This window comes from Sphingobacterium sp. JUb56 (genome assembly GCF_014191365.1).
Lineage (GTDB): Bacteria > Bacteroidota > Bacteroidia > Sphingobacteriales > Sphingobacteriaceae > Sphingobacterium > Sphingobacterium anhuiense.
Genome location: NZ_JACHWL010000002.1, coordinates 1,057,115 through 1,083,872, shown reverse-complemented (window position 1 = coordinate 1,083,872; position 26,758 = coordinate 1,057,115). Strand labels below are relative to the sequence as shown.

The following is a 26,758-nucleotide window of genomic DNA, read 5'->3' as shown; positions in this document are numbered from 1 at the left end:
AGTAGATAAGCCGATTCAAGTAATCGGCTTATTTATTATTGTCGGTTAATGCTTTTCGGTGAATTGAATATATTCGTTGCGGTCTCTAAATCAGTTGGTTTTGTTCCTTTTTTAAAATAAAACAAACGTTAGGCCAAGCATACCGTTATACTTATAGTACATAATAATGGTAGCATAAAAAAAGAAAAATAATGATGAACGAAGAATTAATTCAACTTTCACAAAAATTTCCGGCTTGGATATGGAATACTGCATTTATACTGTTTTCCTTTGCACTCGGGATCCTCATTAAAATTTTATTTATCCCGATTTTGCGTTATCAGGCGATTGCACAGTCATCTTATTCCCTCTTTCGGTCTTTTATACGGCGATTTAATAAGATTTTGAGTCTTTTTATTCCCTTGGTTGTTTTTAACAGTTTGTTACCTTTTACGCGTTTCAATACCGCCACATTGCATATTGTTGCTAAAATAAATGAAATCTTACTGATCAGCTTTTTTGCTGTTGTTCTGATTCAGGCCATAAAAGTTTTTGAAGATTATTTATATCATCGTTTTGATATCAATAAAGAGAATAACCTGCGTGAAAGAAAAATTAGGACACAGATTGTTTTTATTCGAAAGGTCTTCATTACTATTATCATCGTTGTGTCTTTTGCCATTATTTTGCTAAGCTTTGAAAGTATGCAGAAGATAGGTGCTGGACTGCTGACGGGTGTCGGAGTTGGTGGTATAATCATTGGTTTTGCCGCTCAGAAATCTCTTGGAAATTTATTAGCAGGTTTTCAGATTGCTTTTACACAGCCCATTCGGATGGATGATGTGCTGGTCGTTGAGGGCGAGTGGGGTAAGGTCGAAGAAATCAATCTGACTTATGTCGTGGTTAATATCTGGGATAAACGCCGTCTGGTGCTGCCGATTACCTATTTCATCGAAAAACCTTTTCAGAATTGGACGAGAACTACGGCAGAGATTTTAGGAACTGTTTTTATTTATGTTGATTTCGCGATTCCTGTCCAACAATTACGAGAAAAATTAGGCTCATTGCTTATGCATCATCCTTTGTGGGATGGTAAGGTCAATGTCCTGCAGGTCACTGATCTGAAAGAGCGAACGATGGAGATTCGTTGCTTAATGAGTTGCCGAAACTCGGGACAGGCTTTTGATCTTCGCTGCTATGTAAGAGAAGAGATGATGAGTTATATAAGGACAAATTTCCCAGATTGTCTTTCTAAATCGAGAATTGATTATGGCGCTGAAGTTAATAGAAGTGAAATAAGAGGAATGTAGCAGTTTCATTTTCTAATCTATTCTCTTTCGTGTGAGTTGACTATGGATAATTCTGAAAAATGAAGTTATCAAGGGGCAATAAACGATCGTTTATTGCTCTTATTTATTTTAAATTTAATGGACTCATAAAAATCCAACTAGGATTTTTCATTCTTAAATGAAAGAAATGTGTTTTGCATTTTCTTGCATTATTATGGTATAAGTAGATGTGTTTATTATTGAAATACAACTTTTTTTGAAATTATATGCATTTTATTGCGTATTTTGATTTAAATTGTTACTCTTGCTGTATGTTATAATCACTGAATAAACCAATGGTATCACCTCAAGTTTTAAGAATTGTATTAATAGGAATACTTATTTTAACTGGTATAACGCTCTACTCACAGGTTAATGATAAATACATTACTGGAAAAGTGGTCGATCGTAATATGTCACCTATAACTTTAGCGACGGTAAGCTTACATGATCGGAACGATAAGCTCATTTTAAGTACCTCGACTGATAGTCTCGGACAATTTAATTTAAGATTTGGAGTAAAGGGTAAATATTTTGTTAAAGTGAGCCATGTTGGCGACAAAGATTATCAATCTGCAATTTTTGAATTAATTGATGTTAATCTGGGAACTTTAAAACTTCTGCCACTGGAGAATATCTTGGAAGAAGCCACTGTTGAAGGTAGGAAAAAAACGGTTCAGGTTGATGGTGGAACATTTATTTATAATGTCGAAAATACACTGGGTGGACAGGATGTTTCTGTTTTGGAAGCACTGAAAAGAGCTCCCGGGGTATTTGTGGAAAATGAAAGCGATATTACACTCAATGGAAAAAGTGGTGTACAGATTTTATTGGATGGTCGACAGACGTTTCTTTCAGGAAAAGAGCTGACAGATCTTTTAAAATCTCTATCTTCCAACAACCTCAAATCTATTGAAATTATCAATAGTCCAACGGCAAAATATGAGGCAACTGGGGCTGCGGGAATCATCAATATCAATACAAAGAAAAATCAGGTAAGAGGTTTAAATGGTAATGTCAGCACTGCTGTTGCCTATGGTATCAGTGCAAAACAACTTCAGAACGCGACGCTTAATTATCGGGTGGATAAATTAAATATATTCGCGAACTATAGTCATACATTGGGTAATTATCATTACCTGTATGGTACAAACAGGCAACAAAATGGTAAAGCTTACAATAGCCATACCAAGGATGTTGACAAACGTCAGAAGATGTCCAGTCAGGTTGGAATCGATTATTATCTGAATGATAAAAATACAATCGGTTTTCTGGCTAATGGTAATTTTATTTTTGGTGGAGGTATCACTGATACCAGAACGGAGATTAGCACGTTGCCATCCTTATTAATGGAAGAGTCGCTGGATGCGATTAACGATTATTATGGACAGCGCACTGCCAGATACAATTTTAATTTCAACTACAAATATGAAGATACGTTAGGACGAAGTTTAAATCTTGATGCTGACTATGGTTTTTTTGATAAATGGAATAAAAACCTACAATCCAATATTTACCGTGATCATCAGCAAAATATCCTTCAGGAAAATCTGTACCGTACGCTCAATGGGATAGATATTGATTTAAAAGGAATAAAGATAGATTATGGGATGAACTTATGGCAGGGGAAATTGGAAACGGGATTTAAGTATTCAAATGTGGGTTCCAAGAATAATGCTAGGTTTTTCCATGTTGATAAAGGACCAGATAGCCTCGATAACCGACGTACCAATGATTTTCATTTTGATGAGCACACGACAAGTGCCTATCTCGATTATAAAAGAACGTTAGGAAAATGGTCACTACAGGGGGGAGTACGTATAGAGAATTCGAACTCTAAAGGAACGCTTTTTTATAACGAGAATGGGGCAGAACTGGATGATGATATAAAAAGAAATTTCACCAATTTATTCCCTTTTTTTTCTGCTACGAGACCGTTAGGGGAAAACCAAACTGTTTCTTTATCTTATGCCAAGCGTATTGAGAGACCAGCCTATCAGGATCTGAATCCCTTTATTTATATGCTTGACGAATTATCTTTTTGGCAAGGAAACCCCTTTTTAAGTCCCTCTTTAACCCACCGCTTAACTGTTCTGTATTCATTAAGAAGCGCAACTGTAGTTTCGTTTAATTTTGCTTATACTGACCAGCTTAACGCGAAGGTGACCGATACGCTGGACAATGATAAAATAGTTATGATCAGTAGAAATGTAGGAATACAAAAGCACTGGTCTTTATCCCTGACACAGAATTTTACACCTAAATTCTGGTGGGATCTTACTTTTAATGGTCTTCTATATTTTATTCAAAATGATGTTTCTTTTGATCAGTATAGAAATCTGAACTTACAACAAGCGGCAGGACGTGTCAGTTTGGTGCAGTCCTTTCGTTTACCTCTTAAAATGAGAGCAGAAGTAACGGCGGTTTATAATTCAAATCGCCTGAGTGGAGCAAATACGATAAGCAGGGAGATCAGTCAGGTGGACGTTGCTTTTCAAAAAATCCTTTTAAACGATAAAGCAACAATTCGATTTGCTATTAATGATATCTATAAAGGCAACCAGAGTAAGTACACGCAAAATTTTCCTGGCTTTGTGTCTAACAGTTATGGGTATTACGAGTCGAGGCAGGTACGGTTAAGTTTTAGCTACCGTTTTAGTAGTGGAACAACGAAAGCGCAACGTACGCGAAAATCAGCACTTGAGAACGAAAGTGGAAGAATACAATAGAATTTACTTTGAAGAGATCGCTATTTAGATTGAACAATCTTTATGCCATCAAAGTAATTTCCATTTTGCAATCCAATCTGTAAAATCCTTTCACTATTTGAATTATTTCTTGTGAGACTAATAGTGATTTTATTACCCTCTTTTCTTTCTATTTGGAAATCTAGATTATTTACAACAAAATTTTTTGCTCCTACTTCGATATTCGTGATGTCCATACTCTTACCGTTGATGGAGATGTCATTTAGCCACCAATTTGTGGATTTAGTGGTAATGATGATGGAGCTTGCTTCAGAATCAAAATTTACTATTTTTTGAGAGAGTTTAATATTATCGTCCCAATCACCATCTATCCTATTTTTTTTACATGATATGGTACAAAATCCTACTAATAGGATTACTAAATAGAAGATAAAGTTTTTCATGTTAATTTTAAAATTCTTTTAATGTATCTAGTTTGCTGATTAATATTCTTTTATTGCTGGTGTTCTTATTAGAAATCTTCTTTCTAATCACTCGGTAAAACTGGATCAGGTTTATCACGATCACAATCCCATAAATTAAATGCAATATTATCATGTAGCTAAATTTAATGGAAATTTTCCTCATTTCTATTTGAAAATATTTTTATAGAGAAATATATAGATAGTTTACTTGAAATTATTCTCTTCTAATGTATATTATTTGTTATCCTGGTAATTTATAAGAGTATACTGCCTATAAACCAGTTCTTCTATAGGGATGTGGTGTTGTATTATTTAAAGGCATATATGTTCTGTTTAGAGATAGTTCCCTGGTGTCTTGTAATATGCTTTAACACATTTTACACGATGTGATAATCGATCTTTTTTGTTCTATGATGTTAAGTGGCCGTGCATGTAATGTGATTTAATATTCTGTTAACATGCTTCGTGTACATTTGCACATCAACATCAATTAGTTACTTGAATATGAGGATTTCTGATAAAATTATATTTTTAATACTATTTATAGCACAGGCATTTATCGTTGACACCGTACATGCACAGGTAGAATCGTTTAAAGATATTCGGGTGTTAAGTCAAAACTATCCTGATTCTGCGATTACGCTAGTCAAAAAGCGGTATGCTGAGGCGGTTGGTGATAAAGACTTGTTATTACAAGCCAATTGTTTACAGGCAATAGGGTGGTTATGTGTTAATCAAGGGCATTATGGACAGGCGCAAGATTATTATTTCCAAGCGGACCGTATCTACACCCAATTAAATGCGAAACAATTACTCGCATCTAATTGGAGTGATATAGGTGAACTCAATATTTTTAATAAACAGCATGATCTAGCTAAAAATTACTTTAATAAAGCGCTCCATTCTTTCAGAGCCGAGAAAGATAAAAATGGTGAAGCTAGTGTATTGGGTAATATTGGTCATCTATTTGAAAAGGTCGCTGATTATGATTCGGCATTCGTATACCAAATGCGGGCCTTAGCGATTTATAACGAAGAAGGAAATAAAAATGGCGAAGCTAAGATTCATGAGAATCTGGGTAGTATTTATGAAGATTTGGAACAGTATGATCGGGCATTTGATCATTTTGAAAAAGCACGTGACTTATATGATGAAACGCAAGACAACTACGGAAAGATTGTAGTGGTGAATAATATGGGTGATATTTTCAGGAAGACCGGCAAGTTTTCGGAAAGTATACAATTTACAAAGTGGGCTTTTGATATGGCAGAGAAATTGGGAGATGTGTATCAGATGTCGGCAACGACTAAAGATCTAAGCAAAACATATGCATTAAGCGGACAAATGGATAGTGCTTATGTTTATGCAGAGCGAAGTCGGAAGCTTGTGCTGGAGTTATATAGTGTAGATGGGGCTAGGCATACTGCTTTTTTTCAGGCACTTTATGATATGAATCAAAAAACAGAAGAAATTGAACAATTGCAGGTCACTAAAAAGATCAACTCCATTTTGTTGCTGGGAACTATTGTTTTTTTGATCTTGTTAATTATTTTATCGTATGTGCTGTATAGTCGTCAAAAAATAAAAATCAATAATCAGATGACCGAGTCGCGAAAGCAAGAAGCGGAAAGGGAATTAGCAGAAATTGCACTTAAAAATCAGTTGCTCGAAGATAAACAGCTTAAGCAGGAGCTGACGCTCAAAGAGAAGGAGTTGACGTCGCATACTTTGAATTTAATCCGTAATAACCAATTTTTGGAACAGCTCCGAGATGAGTTAAAAGTAATGGTTAAGGATGAACGACGGGATCAAAAAAAGCAAATGCACGATCTGGTTTTGCAGATCAATGAAAATATTACACAGGGTATTCATTGGAAAGAATTTATGGTGACTTTTGAAAGAGTACATCATAGTTTTTTTGAAAAACTAATACAACGGTTTTCAGATTTAACTGCTGCCGATATGCGCTTGATCGCATTGCTTAAAATAAATTTGAACAACACGGATATTGCTGTGCTTTTGGGGATATCACAAGATAGCCTTCGTGTGACTAGACATCGCCTGAGAAAAAAGTTAAAATTGGAACAAGGTGAAGATCTTACAGGTTACCTACTCAGTATTTCATAATTTCTTAACATAACGATAACGGAATGGTAATGGCGTTTATTTTCCTATTAAACGTTTGATTAATAGCTTGTTGATTGGTTTTGTTTCCTTGTTGTATAGTCCGTAAATCTACTTGTTTCCTTGTTGTAACGCTTGCTATTTTGTGAAACTGAAATTGGATGTCATATTTGCTCAACGATCAAAGATTCATATATAATCTAAGCAAAATGAAAAATTTTTTAATGGTATTACTTGCCTCCAGCATTTCGGTCAGTGCAGCATATGCAACCAAGATCAAAGGTAAAGTATTGGATGGTCAAACCGGTGAAGCCATAACTGGAGCCACTGTTTTTTTGGAACAAAGCGGACTATCTACCAAAACACAATTGGATGGTTCATTTGAATTAAAGGGATTGTCCGCAGGAAAGGTCAAAGTACATATTAGACATATGGCCTATGCCGAATTTACCCAGGAAATCGAAATTAAAAAAGAAGATACTCCCCATTTTATTTTTCAACTTACTTCTACAGATCAAAAATTGATGGAGGTAACGATCAAAGGACAACGAAACGGCGGTGATGATGATCCCAGTGCGAGACGGCTGGAAAAGAACGCATCGCAGATCATGAATGTTGTTTCGGCTAGAGCTATTGAGATTTCTCCAGATATCACGGTCGCAAACGTTGTGCAACGCGTATCGGGGGTTTCTATAGAACGGAATTCTAATGGAGAAGGGCAGTATGCCATTTTAAGAGGTATGGATAAGCGTTATAACACAACCTTGGTCAATGGTGTAAAAGTACCAAGTCCAGATAATAAGTATCGCTACGTACCATTGGATTTGTTTCCTTCAGATATGTTAGAACGTCTGGAAGTATACAAATCACTTACACCAAATATGGAGGCAGATGCTGTTGGCGGTGTTGTGAATATGGTTATGAAAGCTGCGCCAAGCAAATTATTACTACAGGCTAATTTGGCGACGGGATATAGTCAACGTTATTTTAATCAGGACTTCGGAAGTTTCGCGGCCGGTGGAACTTCATCCAAATCACCTTATGAACTTCATGGTAAAAATTACAATGCGACAGCAGCAGATTTTAATAAAGGGGTATTAGACTATACCTATAAAAAACCTTCGCCAGATGTCGTTGGTAATTTAACTTTCGGGAACCGCTATCTGGATGATAAGCTGGGTATAATCTTGGGGGCAAGTTATCAAAATCTGCACCGCGGAAGCCGCTCTATTTTTTATAAATCTGCTGTGGTCGGCGTAAATCCGAATGCAGTTATTACTGAGCAACAAGATCGTCAGTATGATGAACAGCAGCAACGCTTAGGTCTACATAATAAAATCGACTATCGTTTTAATCCAAACCATCGTTTGAGCTTCTATCAAATGTATGTGAATCTGAATAATACGCAACTTCGTGATGCGGTCAATACCATCTATAATGGTCAATATGATCCTAATATTGGAAAGGCAGAATTGACCTATGTAACGCGAAGTCGAAAGACACAGCAACAGATCTATAACGGAACTTTGCAGGGTGATCATCGTTTTATGGACAATAGACTGAATGTAAGGTGGTCGGGTGCGCTGTCCTCTGCTAGTAATCAATTGCCTCAAAATACCACGATAAGTTTAGACGGTATTCAAGAGAATTTTGAGCGTAAGCGCACTTCTCTTGTTAATAAATCGCCTGTTACCTACCGTTGGGAAAGGAATACCGACAATGATTATGCGGGTTACTGGGATGTGGCTTATAAAGTGCCTATGGCAGATCGCAAATTGGAGTTATCTACAGGTGGGCTATATCGTGATAAACAACGAAGTAGTTTCTATAACAATTATAACCTTTCTCCTGCATCTGCGGAAGAGGCAAAGTATAGATATGGTGTAGATTTTCAAAATTATACGGACCTGAATTTGACCGTGACCAATCCGACAGGTGCCGTTGCTAATCCGTTGACTTATGATGCCAATGAGAAAACTACAGCAGTGTACGGGATGTTCAATTATGAAAGTGACAAACTCCAAATGATTGGAGGGATCCGTATGGAACATACCAATCAAGATTATAAATTACTGTTTCCTGCAGGGGAAAAGAGACCAGAAGGATCTCAAGTCTATACGGAATGGTTGCCAAGTTTGACCGTCAAGTATCATTTGAATGAGAAACAGCAACTTCATGCCGCTTATTATCGCGCATTGAATCGTCCCGGTTTTTATGAAATCGTTCCTTCCTCTGTCGTGAATGAAGAGTTCTTAGAAACAGGAAATCCAGATCTAAAACATGCGCTTGCGGATAATTTTGATTTACGTTATGAATTGTTTCCGGAGGCTTCGTCACAATTTTTTGTTGGCATGTTCTACAAAAAGATTAAAAACCCGATCGAGTATACGTTTCAGCCAGATGAAGTCCGCAAGCAGGATGTGTATTACACACCGGGTAACTTTGGTAATGCAAATAATTTTGGAATCGAAGTGGATTACATCAAGTACATCCAAAAGTTCGGGATAAAAGCGAATTATACCTATACACACTCGCGTATTACTACTGCGAAAATGTCACGTAGAATAAACGAAACGACACAAGATCCAGAACCTATTATTGTTGACCAAACGCGTCCATTATACGGGCAGGCGGCACACATAGCCAATCTATCTTTACTGTATAAGGATGCGAATAAAGGCTGGGAGGGACAATTGGCGGGTTCTTACACTGGTGATCGCATCAATACTGTATCGCAGTTTTTGAATGATGATCTATGGCAAAAAGGATTTGTGCAGCTGGATGCTTCTATTGAAAAGAAATTTAAGGCGGGTTGGGCTATTTTTGCCAAAGCCAACAATATTTTGAATACTCCGATGGAACTGTATGTAAAGGGAGTGAATCCTGAAAATGAAAAGATTGCGGAGAAGCTAACGGAAGGTGGTAATACGCTTATCAGAAAAGATCTTTACGGTCAAAATTATATTCTTGGTTTGCGTTACTCATTTAATAAGTAATCGGACAGCATCAATATTTTATTTAACAATCTTGACCTAATCGTGGTTAGAAAACAAATCAATTATGACAATTAAACAATTTGTTACAATGAAAAATAACATGATTTTATCGTGTCTAGCGTGTTTTTTTCTAATGCTAACGGCATGTGAAAAAGCGAATATTGACGTCGATACGAGCGAGGCTGATGGCAGTGCGATCGGCGAAGTATCCGGAGTATGGAGTAAAGGCAGTGTCCAACATATAAAAGGAGATATTATTATCCCCGAAGGCAAAACATTGACCATCGAAGAGGGGGTTACAGTTTTGATGGATACAGAGAATAAACCCGAAATTGTGGTCTTGGGCAATTTGTATGCACTCGGAACAGATGATAATCCAATCAAGTTTACCGTAGAAGAACAGTATAAAACTAAAACAAATGAATTTGGAAAACTTTGGGGTGGAATTTTAGCGTCTCCGAGTTGTCAAGAGCTGGTTTTAGATCATACCGTTCTGGAATATGGCGGTGCGATTACATCAGATGCTTCAACTTCTGTGAAGATGGGTTTGTATAAGAAAGTATCGGGAGAGGCACTACCTGCGCTTTGGTTTTCCAATGCTGACGGGAAATTAGTGGTCCAGAATAGTACGATCAGTCATTTTCATGAAGACTGTACATATATTGAAGGTGGGAAAATTATCTTTGCTAATAATCGTTTTTTCTCAAATGGTGTGACAGGTGGTGAAGCGATGAACTTTAAATCTGGTTCTATTGCCGATGTCGCCTACAATCTGGTTTACAGTGTGAATACGAATGCTTTAAAGCTGTCCAATTCGGGCGACAAGACTCCCCAAGCATACATTATGGTGTATAATAATACAATGCTTAATACGGGATGGCGCAGACCTACTGCCAAAGGTGGTTCAATATGGATAGAGGCATCTGTAAGAGTGGAGATCTACAATAACCTTTTTGCCAATACCCGATTTGGCGTCAAGCGGGATCCTAAAAAACCGGAAGATAATCGTTCAATATTTAGCAATAACTGGTACTTTGGTCAAGATCAATTAACTGTAGATCAGTTTCAGGTTGGAAAGAATGATATTGTAGCAGGATCAAATGATGTTAGAGGTAAACTAGCAGGAGAGAACAATCCGAAATTTGTAACTTATCCTTTGGAGACTTCGGTTAATAACTATGTGTTTGATTCGGCTTGGGACTTTCACCTTCAAGGGAATTCTCCAGCCCTAAAATCGGGAACTTTATCTTTTAAACCACATTTCATTACCGGACTGGTCATGTCAAATGGATTAACCTATAACTCACCTGCACCCGCAGTTTATGCAGGTGCTTTTGGAACAAAATTTTAATTACTCAACATGATAACTTTAAAAACAACACTATCTATTTCTTTGATCGTATCAGCGATATTTCAGGTGGCTTGCAATAATCCACAAACTAATGCTGTTGCTACAGATACCATTAAGCCCATTTTCGTGACCGATGCGGTGCGTTATGATTCCGATGATCCTGCGATCTGGATCAATAAATCTGATCCAAGTAAGAGTTTAGTGATCGCAACGGATAAAGATGCTGACGGAGCGCTTTTTGTCTACGACCTAGCAGGTAAAATTGTAAAGGATAAGGTCGTGTCCAATTTGAAGCGCCCGAATAATGTGGATGTAGCTTATGGGTTGATCTTGAATGGGAAGCCTGTTGATATTGCTGTAACAACAGAACGTATGACGCATAAATTGCGGATATTTTCGCTCCCTGATATGAAGCCTATTGATCAGGGTGGATTGGATATGTTTGCAGGTGAAACAGCACCTGATTTTAGGGATCTCATGGGCATTGCGCTTTATACTTCACCCAAAGGACAGATTTATGCTATTGTGGGGCGGAAAAATGGTCCTAAAGATGGCTATCTGTGGCAATATTTATTAGAGGATAATGGCTTGGGTGCTATAAAGGCAACTTTTGTGCGCAAATTTGGTTCTTTTAGCGGAAAAAAGGAGATCGAAGCAATAGCGGTAGACAATGAACTTGGATATATCTACTATTCGGATGAACAGGTGGGAGTAAAGCAATATTATGCAGATCCTGCAAAAGGAAATGAGCAACTGGCTTTATTTGCAACTGAAGGTTTTAAAGAAGATCATGAAGGTATTTCTATTTATAAATTGACCGATAGTACGGGATATATATTGGTCTCGGATCAGGGGGCAAATCGTTTTCAGATTTTTAGCCGTGAAGGAACTAAGACAAATCCATTTGAACATAAGCACTTGAAAACGGTGCCGGTCATGGCTACACAAAGTGATGGCTCGGAAGTTGTATCGGTTAAATTAAATGATACATTTAAACATGGTCTTTTTGTTGCGATGAGTGATGATAAAACTTTCCATTATTATCGCTGGGAAGATATTGCAGGTACAGATTTGAAAATGAAGTAGCTGGTTGGTCTTGGGGTAATGAGGCAGGTTTTTTGAACCGGTGGGAAATGCTCTTACGATACATCATAGAAAAGCTTATGTACAACGATTGGAATGAAAGGGTGAGTTGATATGACCTTAAAACATCCTTTTTCATCTGGTTTTTACATGGAAACCATTATTATTAATTTAGAAATCAGGGGTATTTCACTTTGTAAAAACTGTTGATTCGCAGTGGTATATAACTTGCTATGATACCGATAAAAACGAGTTTAAAAGAGGAATTCAAATTAAAGGTAGAATTACTTCTGCCTATAATGTGGTTAAATATTAAAATCGCTAAAATTTTCTTTGTTAAATTTATTACTCTTAGTGCTATGAAATATAATCTAGGTTTTTAGATTAAATAATGGAAAAATGAGAAGCGTGAATAATAGTTATGGTTTTTAGTAACAAATTAAAGTTCATTTAAACAATAAGAGCCGTTTCAAATTGAAGCGGCTCTTATTGTCTATGGAATTCTTAAAGCTTAGTCTGCTTTTATATATTCTTATAATGCCGGCTCAGGATTATAGCCTGGAAGTACACTTGCAATATTCCAGCTTTCATCACGTACGCAACGTACATTCATCAGTTCGGAACTGATGACATCTAATCCTAAAAGATTGATGTTTAATAAACCTGCTCCAGTAGAAGCTATAGTTGCAGAACCTAGTAAACCAGATGCTTTGTAACCAATGAAACTTTGAGCGCCAACGCCTGTTCCTAGAAGAGATAAATCGATCAATTCACTACTTGACCAGAAAGCGGCATGTTTACCTTGAGTGTTGCCTAAATTTAAGGAAACTAAATCTGATAGTACAGAAATTTTTGTTTGAGAACCGTTATAGTTGAACCGAAGTACGTTTTGCGAATCATTATACGCAGGATTAGCTCCAGTTGCACCTGCATATTCAAGAGCTTTGTTGTTTTCTGATGTTCCTTTTGTTTTCGAAGGCAATACGAGATCCAATACACCGCCTAGTAAGTCTCCTAAAAGTCCCGCTCTTGATGTAACGGCTCCAACTTGTGTCGCGGTTGGAGTTTTCCAAAGTCCAGCAGGATAAACAAGTGCGCAAGGATCTTTTTGCTTTTTAGGATCGTTAGACGCTAATGTCATTGGAAGATGTCCTTTAAAACTAAAATATGCTCTTGGATCTGCTATTGCATTGAAATCGTTTGTTGGATTGAAACGGTATGGTGTCGCATCGCCCGCTTTATAATATAGGTTCGATCTTGACCATTGTACACCATCGCGTGTCAATGCAGACTCTGTAAGTCCTAATAATAGACGATGGTTTTTACCGCGCTCAGGGGAAATAGCTTGCGTTTGACTTAACGTTGATGTTGAAAATACACGATTTGTACCATTGTCAAGCTTGATGTTCAAATCTTTAACAACAACTTTAATAGCCTGAGGAGTCTCGTCTGCAGTATAATAATAAGCTATCTTTTGACTCGCGTCCCCTTCACTTGTATTGATAAATGAAGCAAATGATATTTCTGGAGTATGAGCGGCTTGTGCCAAAACTAAAGCTCCTGTTGTTAAATCAACTGTCGCCGTTTTTGTGCTGTGACCAGTCACTGTCACTGTCGCAGAGTTCATTGGTCCGAACATACCTTTTGTGTTCAACTCGATGCCAATACGTGAAAATAAACGATTGAAAGTAATGTTAATTGGACTTGTGTTATCACCGATTGTTAAATCTGCTGCTGAAGAAGCAAAAAGAACATCTTTATTCTCTGGTAATAAAAGTTGATCGTCTGCTCCACGGTCTGCTACTGCTTCTTTGTTGTTATAAGATAAAGCTACCCATTTATAGGAAACACCTTTTTTTACCTGAATTGGCGTTTCTTGCCCTACTGTAAATTCGTAAGAATTATCGTAAGTATATGTTGCCCCTTCTTTCTTATATAAGAATAATCGGTATTTGGTACCTGCGGCCATGTTTGATGAGACTGGTGTTCCGTTGGCAGCTCTTAAAGATGGAGTTTTGCTTGCTGAAGGAACTTGGTTATCAACGGCAACTACGGCGTCAAAACCATTTCCTGAAACCAATTCAATTGATTTTTCTGAAGAAGTTTTGTGATTTGAAGTGCTTGATTTTGATCCTTTTGAATTATTGTTTTCGCCATCGCTAATGCCTGCAATGCGAACGATAATTTGACTGCTGCCGGCTGGAAGTTCTTGTCCAGATTCATTGTTGTCTTTGTTACAGCTGGTAATGGCTAAGCTACCTAATGCAAAAAATGCTGCTAAGGCAAACTTACTTGCTAAGTTGTTCGTTTTTTTCATGATCTTTTTAATGTGGCTGATGTTGAGCTTAAAAATTATTTGTATCCCAGCCTGAGCCACCTTGACCTTCCTCATAATCACTGACGCCTGGAGCGCCGGGCTGTGCATTTCCTACTGAGGCAGCTGCGATACCTTGTTCTAATTCAATTACATGTTCCATAATGCTGGGAGCCACATACATTTTTTTTTGTTCGTTATTCATTAATTTTAATTTAAATTATCATTAGTACTGACAATAATATATTTCAGAAAAATGATTTTGTATATAAAAGCATGCTAACCATAATTAATGCCTTACGGTAGCAGATTGTTCTTTATTAAAGTGTTATTCCAGTTTTCTAGTTGCAACAGCTGTAAGAGAGCTTTTTCTGTATTCAATGAATAAGAGAAATAAACTATGATTTAGCTGTGTAAAATTAGTTTTTTGTCATTTATAAGTTAAATACTTTCATTTATTTATGCAATTTCAATGATTTGTATTTCAATAGGAAATTTTTAAAATCCCCTTATTGTAAATTTGTAACTTTTAGTTTAGTTATGCAAATGTATATCTTTAAATATTGTTTTACAACATTTTAAATATATTTTTTATTTTTATTTACAATAACGCAAAAATTAACAAACAATATTTTCAATCACAACAACTTCTTGTTTGTGTATTTCGCTTATTTTTAGATGTGTATGTATTATTTATTGTGAAATGATAATTTTACTTCAAAATAATTACTACTCAATTGATAGCAATTTTATTTATTATAAAATAAGTCTAATTTGATTATGTTATCAATGATGGTGTTTGCTTTTTGGTTGGTGAAAAACAGTGCTGTCTAATTATTTTGTGCCAAAATAATTTTGTAAGAATTTGCTTCTTTAAGGAAGAGGGGGTACTATTTTTTATCATTTACATGAATCAGTTTGTTTCTGGCTATTTTACACTGTTTATTGATTTTTATTGCATAAATGTATTTCTGGGTATTATGTTCTATAGTATTTAATTGTTCTATAGTATTTAATTGTTTTAAGTATTGTAATGTGTGTTAAAAAGTAAGAACGCCTCCGAAAGGGGGTGTTCTTACTTTTTTGCTTGATCTGATTGTTTACTTAAGGGGTGGTAATACCGGCTTTTATTTTATAATATGGGGTAGGGGTTGTAGTTTGGCAATGTGCTGACTGTGGTCCAGGAGTCGTCGCGTACGCAACGGACATTCATAAACCCTGAAGCAACTAGGCCTAACCCTAAAAGGTCAATATTTAAAAGGCCCGCACTCTTAGTTGCAATTCCTCTTTGAGGTTGGAAAAGAGACATTGATTTTGTCGAGCCTAAATATCCCCATGCTCCGACACCAGTACTCAATTGATCTAACAATCCGCCATCTAGTACGCGGTCGCTGGTCCATATTCCTGCGGTGGCTCCTGCTTCTATAATGTTCATATTGATTAGGCCATTTGCTAAGATGACATTATTTTGCACGCCGTTGTAATAGAATCGTACTCTATTTGTTCGGGAAGTTGTGCCTCCGTAGGCTGGGTTAAAACCTGCTGTAATGGGGTATTCAATATAAATCGTACCATAGTTTGATCCTGGTGTTGCTGGTAGGGTGCCTAGCAGGTCAAGTACGCTGCCAAGCGCGCCGTCAAGTAATCCGCGGTTGGATGTTAGTGGGGTTATTTGAGCTTCACTCGGTGTTTTCCAGAGGCCAGCTGGATACACCAGTGCGCAGGGATCTTTTTGGTTGGCAGGGTTTGCTGATGCTAATCTGCCAGGAAGGTGGCCTTTGAATGAAAAGAAACTTTCTTGTTGATTGGGTAGATAGGGATTGTTGGCATAAAAGCGGTATGGTGTTGTTGCTCCCAATGCATCAGAAGTTCTATAGAAGAGGTTGGACCGTGCCCATTTAGTTGTGCCCAGTGTTAATGCGGATTCTGCAATGCCGACTAAAAATCGGTGGTTTTTCCCGCGCTCTGGAGTGATGGTTTTGGTCTGTGTTAGTGTGCTGAGAAAGAAATTTCTCGTAGTGCCGTCATCGAGTTTGGTGATCAGGTCTGATAAAGTTATGGTTAGGCTTTTCGCGGGCTGACCAGCTGTGTAGAAATAAGCGACTTTCTGATAGGCTTGACCTGATACTGGATTGATATCGGTAAAATCGTTTTTGGTGAGTGCCAGGTCGGTTCCGGTGGTTAGGTTTCCTATTAATTCACCTGTTGTTAGGTCGATTGTTCCTGATTTAAGTAGTTGATCTCCAGTTACAGTGATGGTTGGAGTGCTTGTCATTGGGCTGAAAAGTCCAAGTGTGTTGATCTCAACAGCAATACGGGCGAATACACGGTTGAAATTGATTACAATGGGGGTGGTGGCTCCTGTAATAGCTAAATCTGTGCTAGAAGTGGCGTAAAGCACATCTTTATTTTCTGGTAAGCTAAAGTTATTGTCAGGGCCACGTTCTTGTACTTGATCTGTTTTTGAGTTATAGGATACTGCTACCCATTTGTAGGTGCCATTGCTGAGTTGGATTGGACTTTCAGTACCTGTGGTAAGTTCTACTGATTTTGAATAATTGTAGGTGCCGTTATTTTTTTTGTATAAAAATAGACGGTATAGTGTGCCAGTTTCCATGGGTGATGCTGCTGCTCGGGTGTTATTTGCAGCTTTTATTCCTGTTTGTGTTGTTGTTGGGCTGTTGTTGTCTATGGCGATGACAGCATCAAAACCGTCTCCCTCTACTATATTAATGGTGTGTTTCTGGAGTATTGTAGGTTTTGGGGAGGTGGATTTAGTTCCGTTAATAATCCTTAGGTTCCCTTCGTTGATGCTTGCGACACGAACGGTAATCTGACTTTGGTCATTAGGAGTTTCCTGTTCTGCTTGACTATTGTCTTTGTTGCAACTACTGGTTGTGGTTAGTGTGCAACAGGCTAGCAACGATAGGAGTATGCAATTGCTGATGCAGTTATTCTTGAATATCTTCATAAGAATGTAGTTCGGGTAAAACAAGAGCCGCTCCAGTTGAGGCGGCTCTTATTGTTTTAATTGTGTTTTAACTAAACTAATTGTTGTTAAGCTGATGTGCTAGCTTCTTTATTAGTTAGGGTAAACTGGCATCGGGTTGTAACTTGCTTGAGCGCTTTTTGCCGCCCAAGTTGCATCACGTACACAACGTATGTTCATTAGTGGAGAGTTGATGACACTCACTGCACCAAGAAGACCTGCGCTTAAAACACTTGTTGTTCTGTAGGCTTTGTAATTGCCTCCAGTGGTATGTCCTAAGTGATATTTTACTCCAAGATTGATTAGTGGTGATCCGATTAAGTTTTCGCTTGTCCAGAATGCGTTGTAGCTACCGTAGGTGTTTCCTAAATCAAGGGTAATTAAATTGTTTAATGCCCCTAATGTGTTCATGTAGCCATTATAGTTGAAGCGTAGTCTGTTTACAGATGAAGTCGCCGCGCCATATGCGCTGTTATTGCCTGTAGTAGGAGTAAATTCAGAATACGTAGCAGTTGCTGTTGAGTTTGCTACTCGGGCGGCTAATAAATCTTGTACAACTACTAATGCATCTATTCCGGCAACGTTTGTTAAGCCAAGATCGCCTAATAAACCGCCTAATAGGCCTACAGAGGTTACGTTACCTAGTTGTGCGGCTGTAGGTATTTTCCATAAGCCTGCAGGGTAAACCAATGCACAAGCATCTACGGCTGCATTTGCGCTTGCTAACACGCGTGGGCGATGTGCTCCAAACGAGAAGAAGCTGTTAGGATCATTTGTTTGGGGGTTGGTGTGGTAAAAACGGTATGGTGTCGCATCGTTTGGTTTGTAATATAAATTTGATCTAGACCATTGTGCGGCGCCGGTACCGGAACCAAAAGATAATGCGGACTCTGTAATACCTACTAAGAAACGGTGATTTTTACCACGCTCAGGCGTGATTACTTTGCTTTGCGTAAGTGCTGTTGCGCCAAAATTACGTTCAGTACCGTTGTCTAGTTGGATTTTTAAATTTGATACAGAAACAGTTAAGCTCTGAGCTGTTTGGTCTGCAGTATAGTAATATGCTACCTTTCTGCTGGCATTGCCATCAAGATCGGTGAAATTCACCTCTGTTAGGGCTGGTGTGCCTCCAGATCCTGCTAGCGTAATTGCGCCGGATGTAAGATTGAAAGTAGCTGCTTTTGCATTTTGTCCTGTAACTGCTATAGTCGCTGAGTTTATTGGGGCAAACATACCTAGGGTGTTAATTTCAATGGCAATTCGAGCGTAAAGACGGTTAAAAGTGATGCTCAGTGGAGCTGTATTGCTATTAATAACAATGTCAGTAGCGCCTGAAGTTGCGTAAAGCACATCTTTATTCTCAGGTAATACAAGGTTGTTTGATGCATCAGCCTCTGGAATGGCGTCCGTGTTATTGTAAGACAGTGCTACCCATTTATACGATCCGTTTGGTATTTGGATTGGCGCTTCTGTTCCAGGTGTGAATTGCATTGATTTTGTGAAAGTATATGCACCGCCCTCATTTTTATATAAATATAAACGATAGGTCGTCGTTGATGTTAGCGGTGTAGATGCTGCCTTTAATCCGCTGGATGCTCTTAGGCCTGCCTGAGAAAGTGGCGAAGCGTCTGCTGAAGGTGCGTTATTGTCTACTGCAACAACAGCATCGAAACCGTTAGATTGGACTAGTTCTATTGAATTATTGCTGGATTTACTGGAGGATGTGCTGCTTTTGCTCGATTTTATAGCATTGCCTTCTCCGTCGCTGATGCCTGCGACACGAACTACGAGCTGGCTTTGGTCAGCGGGGGTTTCTTGGCCGCTCTGGCTTTTGTCTTTGTTGCAGCTCGTGACGGCTAAAGTGCCCAGTGCTAAGAATGCAGCAAGAGCAAACTTACTTGCTAAATTGTTATTGATTGTTTTCATAATGTTTTAATTGTTAGTTAGGATAAGTGATTAAAAGCCATCAACGTTCCAGCCGCTACCACCAGCACCTTCTTCTTCGTTAATGGCAGGTGCACCTGGTGATGCATTTCCTGATCCGGCAGCAATCCCTTGCTCTAGTTCAATTACGAGCTCCTCAATAGTTGGAGCAATGTACATTTTTTTGTTGTTCTTGTTCATAATGTTATTTATTTTATAATACCATACTGTCGCCAGTGTAGTTGTTAAATTATTTGTACGATTAAGTAATTTTTTTTATTTAACATGTTGTAACATGGATTTGAATCCAAGGGGATGATTAGTATTGACACATCTCCTTGTTAGTTAGCATTTTAAATGATTATGATAAATTTTAGTTAATTAATATATTTAAATCTGCATTGTTGGTAACAAATTTTCTTTTCAAGACGTAATAATAGGAATTAATATCAACTTTGGCAAAATAAATCTTCAAAAAATTACTTTTACAGATGTTCTAAATCCAGAAAATCAATTACCTTATTGTTTGTTATAACATTAGTTTTTGCTTTTTATTATAAAATAGTTGTTTATCTAATTTTCTTTTTAAGCTTTTTAATAACTATATTTTATTGTTAATCAATAATGCTATTGTTTTCATTTTTGTTTCAGGAAAAACCAATGTGTTTGTAATCTAATTCCTATATAAAAATTTCAAATTAATGTATATTTAACAATTAGTTTTTATGTTTTAGTTTTATTGTTTTTTGATGGTTATTTAGTTAGCTTATTCCTATTAACAAAAATATTAGGAAAATTGTTTTTATAGGTTTAAACGAATTTGATTTAAATTTTCTTGATAACTTAAATGTAATAGTTGTAAAGGTACTTGAAAGTTTATTCTGTATAAACCATATAATCATCAATTGTAGTCTAATGTATTTCTAGCACTTCTACATGTATAGAATATATTTATTTATGTAGCAGCTGAGTTTAGTATTAATACAAAATAAACTGCTGTAAAAATAGATGCTCTCTTGAGGTTATTATCTTCTTTATCAGTATAAAATGTTTTATTTTTTTTGGAGATACTGCTATAGAAAGAAAAGTTATGTCCCAAAATTCTTTTCCGAAAACGCTGCTAAAAAAACTTTTTAAATTAAAATCGACATTTAAATTCATACTGATTTTGGTCGAATGGGTCAACATTATTACAAATCAAGAAGGACGCTGTTAGCTGATGTAATGATCTGTCTACAAAAAAAAATATTGCGACTCAATTAATTCATTATTGCTTTGGTTAGCTATATCTTCGTTGCCATTATGTTGTGTAGCAAACTATTGTCATGTTTTGGGAAAAGACATGAAATACTGCGCTAAAAGAAAAATTTATAGCATATCGTTTTTTTAACAATTTTAATGTAATGATTTCAAAAATGTATCAAAAATCAAGAAGTAAGGTTCTTCTAGCGATTATCGCTTTCGTATGTATGACCGCTTATTCCTGTAAAGAAACTCAAGATAGTGTCGCGAATGGCGAAACTGTTGTAAAAGTAAATCTTCTTGGCGTAGCTAATCCTACTGTAAGTAATGATAATGCAGTTTCCAAAAAAGGAAAGGTTGGGCAAGAGGCGGCGCAAAGTAAACAAGTGGGTACTGTGCCTTTTTCTAGTAGTGGTTCCTTTGAGGTGACATTAACTACTGCTCCTCAGGTACCGGTGTCTGATGAGTTGCAGTTGTCAGCTTCAAACCGAGCAACAACAACTACTGATCGTTCTCCGCTGGATGAAAATATTAAATATAAAGTACTGGTATATGATGCGGATGGTAATTATATAACAGAAAAGTTGTATACCAATGGAGTCGGTAATCAAGATGGTATCGTGTTAGATGCGGGAAAGACCTATTCGTTTATTGCCTATTCGGTTAATAGTACAACGTCAGTACCTGCTGTAGTTGATGGAAGTAAACTGACTGAGGCTAGTTTAAAAGGGATTGATAGTGATCTGATGTATTTTTCAGGGAAAATGACTCTTACAGCCGGTGAGAATAACTTGGATGTGATTTTAAAACATCAATATAGCCAGATTGTCACCCGTATTAAAATGAGTCCGAATACAACTGGATCGATTACAAGTATTGTTACTCCAATAATAAATCCAACTCATGTAAGTGCAAACCTGAAACTTGCAGATGGTAGTTTGACCTATAATGGCTTAAACAAATCGGGTGTCAATGTTGTGTTTCCTGCTCTAGGGAAAGGTTTGCGTGAAGTGACAAGTCTTCCAACAACGCTGATTCATCCTAATGAATCTGCTGGGACATTAAAATTTGGAAGTATCACGATTGATGGTGAAACAAAATCAAATATTGTAGTACCGGATCTGAAAGTTATCCCGGGACAGCGTTACTATTTAGATCTTGAATTTAAAACTTGTACACAGAATGTGGAAGGTGGCTCCGGTATGAATTGGTCGTTTGCGGAAAGAAAGCAAGGCGGAGTAGTGGGTATTGTTGCTGATGGTGTTTTTATCCCCAACGGAAAAGCGCTTGAGAAAACTTTTACAGCTCCAGGTGCTGATTACGGTTTTGTCTTCGATATTTTACAGTTAGACAATTCCTTTAATATGGAAGTGAATGGTGTGAAACTTGCTAAACAGGAAATTCAATTTCAAGTGGATGCAATTTCATCTCGTCAAAATATCAAGTTTGCTGATGGTAGTAGTTTTAGCGGAAAAAATACGGAAAATGGAGCGACTTTGTCTAGTATTTATGGTTTGAAAGGTACAGCGTTAGCTCCGCTCATTAAGGTGGTTATTAGTCGTACAGGTGAGGTGACGATGTTTGCAAGTAAAAAATCTGGCGGTGCTTTATATCCATTGGTATTAAGCAATGGCAATTCATTTAATACTTTCCTTTGGGATGGTGCAAAAACAAATGTGGTTAAAGTTACGCAGTTAGTAGATGGTGAAACCATCATAAAAGGTGCGGGAAGCGGTGTGAAAAAAGTTTCTTGTAACCTAGTGAAATAGATAGTCTTTAATATATATAAAGTTGATAAAATGAGAACGGAATTGAAAAAAACATATTTAAGTCCACGAGTTGAAGCAACTCAAGTGGAATTAGAACAAGGTATCGCAGCGGGATCTGCTTGTGCTAATCCTGGAGATAATACTAATACGGTACAACAGGAATGGACCGATGGTCCTAATGATTCCCGCACCCTAGATTGGTAATGTTATTTTAGAAGTAAAGCAAGCTCCCGACCATAAATCGGGAGTTTTTTTTATTTTTCAATTATTCTTTTGTTTTATTAAAAATTAAATTATAAATCTATAATTATTAAAAAAAACCAAATATATATTTATGTAGATGTTCATCTACAAAATTATTGATTGTGATATTTTTAGTCTATTAGCCGTTTTAAAGTCCCTACTTTCGCAATTGAATTTTATCATAATAGGGAAAATTTATTATGACAAGGGAAGAGTTCACAAAATATGAATACTTCTTTTATCAACTTTTATAATAATAAATAACGCAAGGGAACTCTATTAACAAAGCTTTAATACTATATTTTTAATAATTAAATAAAATGATTTCACAATTTTATCAAAATTCTAGAACTAAAGTTCTAGTGGCGATTGTTGCGCTTTTCTGTTTAGTGTCTTATTCTTGTAAGGAGACTAAAGACAGTGTTGAAAGTAATAAGACTGTTGTAAAAGTAAACCTTTTGGGTGTTGCTAACCCTATTGCAGATGCGCCAGCGAAAAAAGGTAAAGCTTCTGCTGGCTCTGATCAATCCGTTCAGGTGAGTACAGTACCTTTTTCAAGCAGTGGTTCTTTCAAAGTAACTTTGACAGCTGCAGGCAATCCGTCAAATGGATTACGTGCTTCGGGATCTAATCGTGCGGCAACAGGTGCAGTACATACTCCACTGGATGCGAATGTGCAGTATAAAGTATTGGTTTATGATGCCAATGGCGATTATGTAACTGAAAAAGTTTATGCTAATGGCGCAGATAACAGTATGGGTATTGAGCTGGATGCGGGAAAAACCTATTCATTTATTGCTTACTCGGTAAACAGTACAACAGCAGTGCCTGCGGTATCGGGAGCTAGTAAATTGTCGACAGCTACTTTAGCGAGTATTGATAGCGACTTGATGTACTTTTTTGGTACATTGAAACTTGCAGCAGGTGATAATAATCTAAATGTAATCTTAAAACATCAATATAGCCAGATCATAACGCGTATTAAAATGAATCCGACAACTACGGGTTCTATTACCAGCATTACTACACCTGTTATTAAACCGTCACATGTAAGTGCGAATCTGAAACTTTCAGATGGTACACTGACATACAATGGTTTGAATCAAGCTGGTGTAAATGTTTTATTCCCTGCATTGGGAGCTGGACTTCGTGAAGTAACAAGTACGCCAACAATGCTGATTCATGAGAAAGCGACATCTGGTGAACTTACTATAGGAAGTATAACCATTGATGGTGTTACTAAAAGTAATCTTAAAATTCCGCAATTGAATATTATACCGGGTCAACGTTATGTGCTGGATCTTGACTTTAATACTTGTACGCAAGATGTAGTCGGTGGTGCAGATATGAACTGGAGCTATCCAAATGTTTCTCCGGGCGGTATTAACGTAAATGGTGTATTCAAACCGAATGGAAGTATTCTTGAGACGAGTTTTACGGCTCCTGGAGCAGATTACGGTTTCGTTTTTGATATTCTAAAATTAGATAACTCTTTCAATATGGAAGTTAACGGCGTTAAGCTTGCTCAGAAGGAAATCCAATTTCAATCTGGTAACGCAACATTGCCTCAAAATATCAAATTTGAAGATGGCAGTCAATTCAGCGGTAATAATACGCAAGGGGGAACAGTAACGCATATCTACAGTATGACTGGTACGGCTGCTGCACCATTAGTTAAAGTGGTGATAAGCCGTTTGGGTGAAGTGACGATGTACGCGAGTAAAGTTTCTGGCGGTCCTTTATTTCCATTGGTATTAAGTAACGGTAATGCATTTAATAAATTTACATGGAATGGTGGAGCACAAGACAATGCAGTTAAATTGACACAGATGGTAATCGGAGAAACTGCTTTAAAAGGATCAGGAGCTGGTGTAAAAAAGGTGTCTTGTAACCTAGTGAAATAATTAATTCAAAATAATCTATTAATAAGATGATAACTGATATAAGAAAAACATATATAAGCCCAAGAGTTGAAGCAACTCAAGTGGAATTGGAACAAGGTATCGCGGCGGGATCTGCTAGCGCTCTTCCTGGAGATAATAGCAATTCGGTACAACAAGAATGGACGAACGGTCCAGATGATTCACGTACCATAGACTGGTAATATTATCTTACTAGTTTAACAACTCCCGACTTCAAATCGGGAGTTTTTTTTTGCTTAAAATCTTCCTGTTTAGGTGAAAATTATATGTTGAATATCTTTTGTAGGTGGTCAACTACAAAAGTCATTGTGCTTGTAATTGATCATCTACAAGATTAACTATTTAGGTCAAAATCTGAGTTGTCTAATTGATTATTATCTAGTTTTGCTCAAATTAAAATCTGAATATGCGTTTGTAATTACCTTATAAACAGTGTTGTATTGTTCGTATTGTCATTTCAGATTATGGATTTGTACTTAAAAATAAAGATAATAAAAATGAAAACTAACAATGTATTTTTGGCTAACTCTAAAGGCCAATTGAATTATGAATCTCCTCGTGTTGACATGCTGAAAGTTGAACTTGAGCATAGTATTGCAGCCGCTTCGGTAAATGGTGAAACCAATAATTCCATCAAAGAATCTTGGGGTACTGAAACGCAAGAACACGAAGTGGAGTGGTAATAACAAACCCTATTTTTTTAACATATTTAACATTTATAAATGAAAAATTTTAAAATTAAATTGGGCTTGGCTACTACATTGGCTCTTGCGCTATTTATATCTTCTTGTAGTAAAGAAGCAAATGAAGCGGTAACTGACGGTTCAACAATCCGTTTAAATATTGGTCAAACTTATGCTAAAGCAGCTACGGCGAAAGTAGGTTCTGTAGGGCGAGCTTTCACTGCCTCGGCACAAACTGTTGAAGTTGCCTATAATAATGAGTATACGTTAGTCGCAACATTAACACCTGTAGCATCAGGTTCAAGCAATGATGTTTTGAAAGCTTCTAATCGTGCGGCAGTTACTAGTACGGGTAATTCTGAACAAGTTTTGAAGCAAGGAACGGTTTACTATGTCGCTATTTTTGATGCTACAGGCAAATATAAGGAAACAAAATCTTTCACTCAAGGGGCTGGTGCGCAGGACTTCGCAATTGATAAGGGTAAATATACCTTTGTGGTTTATGCTTCTGGTACGAATAAGTCTTTACCTACAATTGCCCCAAACGCAACTTTGAGTACTGTAAATTTTACAGGTCTTACAGCTGACAAAGATTTTATGTTAGATCAAGTTGAGTTTGAGGTAAAAGCGGGTCAAAACATTCTTAATGCAGATCTAGATCATTTATTTACACAAGTTACATTAAAATTTGATTCTTCTAAGATTGGTGCTGTTACTTCAATAGCGGGTGCAAATATCTCCCCTTCGAATACAAATGCAGATGTGATATTGTCTACAGGTGCTGTAACATATACAGGTAGTGCAACTGCTCCAGTGGCATTTCATTTGAAAAATACAACGGGCACAGTAATCATGTCTGACTCTACATTCATTACGACCGCGCCAACTACAACCGGTATCGTAGAGTTAGCGGGGCTTTCCATAAATAATAGTGTTGCAAAAGCATTATCATTTAAAAACCTAACCTTGAATCCAGGGATTAAATATAACTTGGAACTTAAGGTGAAAGCTCCAACAACTGTGGAACTTGGTGGTAAAGTTTGGGCTTTAGGGAACTTGACGTATAGTAATGGTGTATACGGTTTTGCACAAACGAATGATTCATACGGTAATTATTGGTTTGCTGGATTCCAACTTCCTAAAGTATTAGATGGCAGTGTTAACAATCAAAAACCTTCAACAGCTATTAATGGTGGCGCTACAGATCCTTGTTCTTTGGTATTACCATTAAATACATGGAGATTACCTACCGCGCAGGAGTTCAATACATTGATTACCAATACAAATGCAGGTGGTGTTGATAACCCTCAAAACATCAATAACTGGGATCCGGCACGTTGGGTGGATACTTATGATGGTACTGCCGGTACAAACTTAGGTATGTTCTTTGGTTCACAAGTGAATCCTGGTGCAGACCGCTATAAAGAATTTTATTTACCATACGGAGGTTCATATAATGATAATAATACGGGAGATTCATTTGGATCGCAAGGTTTATATTTATTAGCAAATAACCAACGTTTGCAAATGACAGGTTCTAAAAATACGCAGGGCTGGTCAATTAATACGGCTGCGGCGGATCCAAACTTTGCAATGCAGATCCGTTGTATTAAGAAAGGATTATAATAAATAAAAATTTT

At 37.1% G+C, this 26,758-nt stretch carries 18 protein-coding genes; 12 read left to right on the top strand and 6 right to left on the bottom strand.

The window, feature by feature from the left end; genetic code table 11:
* Window positions 1–191 precede the first annotated feature (191 nt).
* Window positions 192–1,289: a mechanosensitive ion channel family protein gene (locus FHR29_RS23950; RefSeq protein ID WP_260292811.1), complete on the top strand. Its 1,098-nt coding sequence runs from the start codon at window positions 192–194 to the stop codon at window positions 1,287–1,289.
* Between the two features lie 314 nt (window positions 1,290–1,603).
* Window positions 1,604–4,036: a TonB-dependent receptor gene (locus FHR29_RS23945; RefSeq protein WP_183917677.1), complete on the top strand. Its 2,433-nt coding sequence runs from the start codon at window positions 1,604–1,606 to the stop codon at window positions 4,034–4,036.
* A gap of 20 nt (window positions 4,037–4,056) precedes the next feature.
* Here FHR29_RS23945 and FHR29_RS23940 read toward each other — a convergent pair whose 3' ends face one another.
* On the bottom strand, window positions 4,057–4,458 hold the full coding sequence (locus FHR29_RS23940; protein WP_132840774.1) for a hypothetical protein: 402 nt from the start codon (window positions 4,456–4,458) through the stop codon (window positions 4,057–4,059).
* Window positions 4,459–4,983: 525 nt separating this feature from the next.
* Between FHR29_RS23940 and FHR29_RS23935 the strand changes: the two genes are divergently transcribed.
* From FHR29_RS23935 to FHR29_RS23920, 4 genes are all read left to right on the top strand, one after another.
* Window positions 4,984–6,606 carry a tetratricopeptide repeat protein gene (locus FHR29_RS23935; RefSeq protein WP_183917674.1) on the top strand — a complete coding sequence of 541 codons (1,623 nt, stop codon included), beginning with the start codon at window positions 4,984–4,986 and terminating at the stop codon, window positions 6,604–6,606.
* Window positions 6,607–6,812: 206 nt separating this feature from the next.
* Entirely contained in the window at window positions 6,813–9,599 is a 2,787-nt protein-coding gene (locus tag FHR29_RS23930) for a TonB-dependent receptor (RefSeq protein WP_183917672.1), read from the top strand.
* Between the two features lie 88 nt (window positions 9,600–9,687).
* Complete coding sequence (locus FHR29_RS23925; RefSeq protein ID WP_183917670.1) at window positions 9,688–10,950, top strand: right-handed parallel beta-helix repeat-containing protein; 1,263 nt, start codon at window positions 9,688–9,690, stop codon at window positions 10,948–10,950.
* Window positions 10,951–10,959: 9 nt separating this feature from the next.
* The gene (locus tag FHR29_RS23920; protein WP_183917668.1) at window positions 10,960–12,036 is read left to right on the top strand and encodes a phytase; all 1,077 of its coding nucleotides are present in this window, start codon (window positions 10,960–10,962) and stop codon (window positions 12,034–12,036) included.
* 529 nt (window positions 12,037–12,565) lie between these two features.
* Here FHR29_RS23920 and FHR29_RS23915 read toward each other — a convergent pair.
* The 5 genes from FHR29_RS23915 to FHR29_RS23895 all read right to left on the bottom strand — a co-directional run bounded on the left by FHR29_RS23915 (window position 12,566) and on the right by FHR29_RS23895 (window position 19,460).
* The gene (locus tag FHR29_RS23915; RefSeq protein WP_183917666.1) at window positions 12,566–14,350 is read right to left on the bottom strand and encodes a hypothetical protein; all 1,785 of its coding nucleotides are present in this window, start codon (window positions 14,348–14,350) and stop codon (window positions 12,566–12,568) included.
* 28 nt (window positions 14,351–14,378) lie between these two features.
* Window positions 14,379–14,552 carry a hypothetical protein gene (locus FHR29_RS23910; RefSeq protein WP_183917664.1) on the bottom strand — a complete coding sequence of 58 codons (174 nt, stop codon included), beginning with the start codon at window positions 14,550–14,552 and terminating at the stop codon, window positions 14,379–14,381.
* A gap of 927 nt (window positions 14,553–15,479) precedes the next feature.
* A complete protein-coding gene (locus FHR29_RS23905; RefSeq protein WP_183917662.1) occupies window positions 15,480–17,270 on the bottom strand; it encodes a hypothetical protein in 1,791 nt (596 codons plus the stop codon).
* Between the two features lie 159 nt (window positions 17,271–17,429).
* Window positions 17,430–19,262, bottom strand: a complete 1,833-nt coding sequence (locus FHR29_RS23900) for a fimbrillin family protein (protein WP_168127679.1) — start codon at window positions 19,260–19,262, stop codon at window positions 17,430–17,432.
* A gap of 30 nt (window positions 19,263–19,292) precedes the next feature.
* Window positions 19,293–19,460: a hypothetical protein gene (locus tag FHR29_RS23895; RefSeq protein WP_183917660.1), complete on the bottom strand. Its 168-nt coding sequence runs from the start codon at window positions 19,458–19,460 to the stop codon at window positions 19,293–19,295.
* Between the two features lie 1,214 nt (window positions 19,461–20,674).
* Here FHR29_RS23895 and FHR29_RS23890 point away from each other — a divergent pair.
* The 6 genes from FHR29_RS23890 to FHR29_RS23865 all read left to right on the top strand — a co-directional run bounded on the left by FHR29_RS23890 (window position 20,675) and on the right by FHR29_RS23865 (window position 26,744).
* Entirely contained in the window at window positions 20,675–22,270 is a 1,596-nt protein-coding gene (locus FHR29_RS23890) for a fimbrillin family protein (RefSeq protein ID WP_221197924.1), read from the top strand.
* Window positions 22,271–22,300: 30 nt separating this feature from the next.
* Window positions 22,301–22,474 carry a hypothetical protein gene (locus FHR29_RS23885; RefSeq protein WP_168127676.1) on the top strand — a complete coding sequence of 58 codons (174 nt, stop codon included), beginning with the start codon at window positions 22,301–22,303 and terminating at the stop codon, window positions 22,472–22,474.
* Window positions 22,475–22,833: 359 nt separating this feature from the next.
* A complete protein-coding gene (locus FHR29_RS23880) occupies window positions 22,834–24,417 on the top strand; it encodes a fimbrillin family protein (protein ID WP_183917656.1) in 1,584 nt (527 codons plus the stop codon).
* Between the two features lie 26 nt (window positions 24,418–24,443).
* A complete protein-coding gene (locus FHR29_RS23875; protein ID WP_183917654.1) occupies window positions 24,444–24,617 on the top strand; it encodes a hypothetical protein in 174 nt (57 codons plus the stop codon).
* A 315-nt stretch (window positions 24,618–24,932) separates the two neighbouring features.
* On the top strand, window positions 24,933–25,118 hold the full coding sequence (locus tag FHR29_RS23870) for a hypothetical protein (protein ID WP_183917652.1): 186 nt from the start codon (window positions 24,933–24,935) through the stop codon (window positions 25,116–25,118).
* Window positions 25,119–25,157: 39 nt separating this feature from the next.
* Complete coding sequence (locus tag FHR29_RS23865) at window positions 25,158–26,744, top strand: hypothetical protein (RefSeq protein WP_183917650.1); 1,587 nt, start codon at window positions 25,158–25,160, stop codon at window positions 26,742–26,744.
* The last annotated feature ends 14 nt before the right edge of the window (window positions 26,745–26,758 follow it).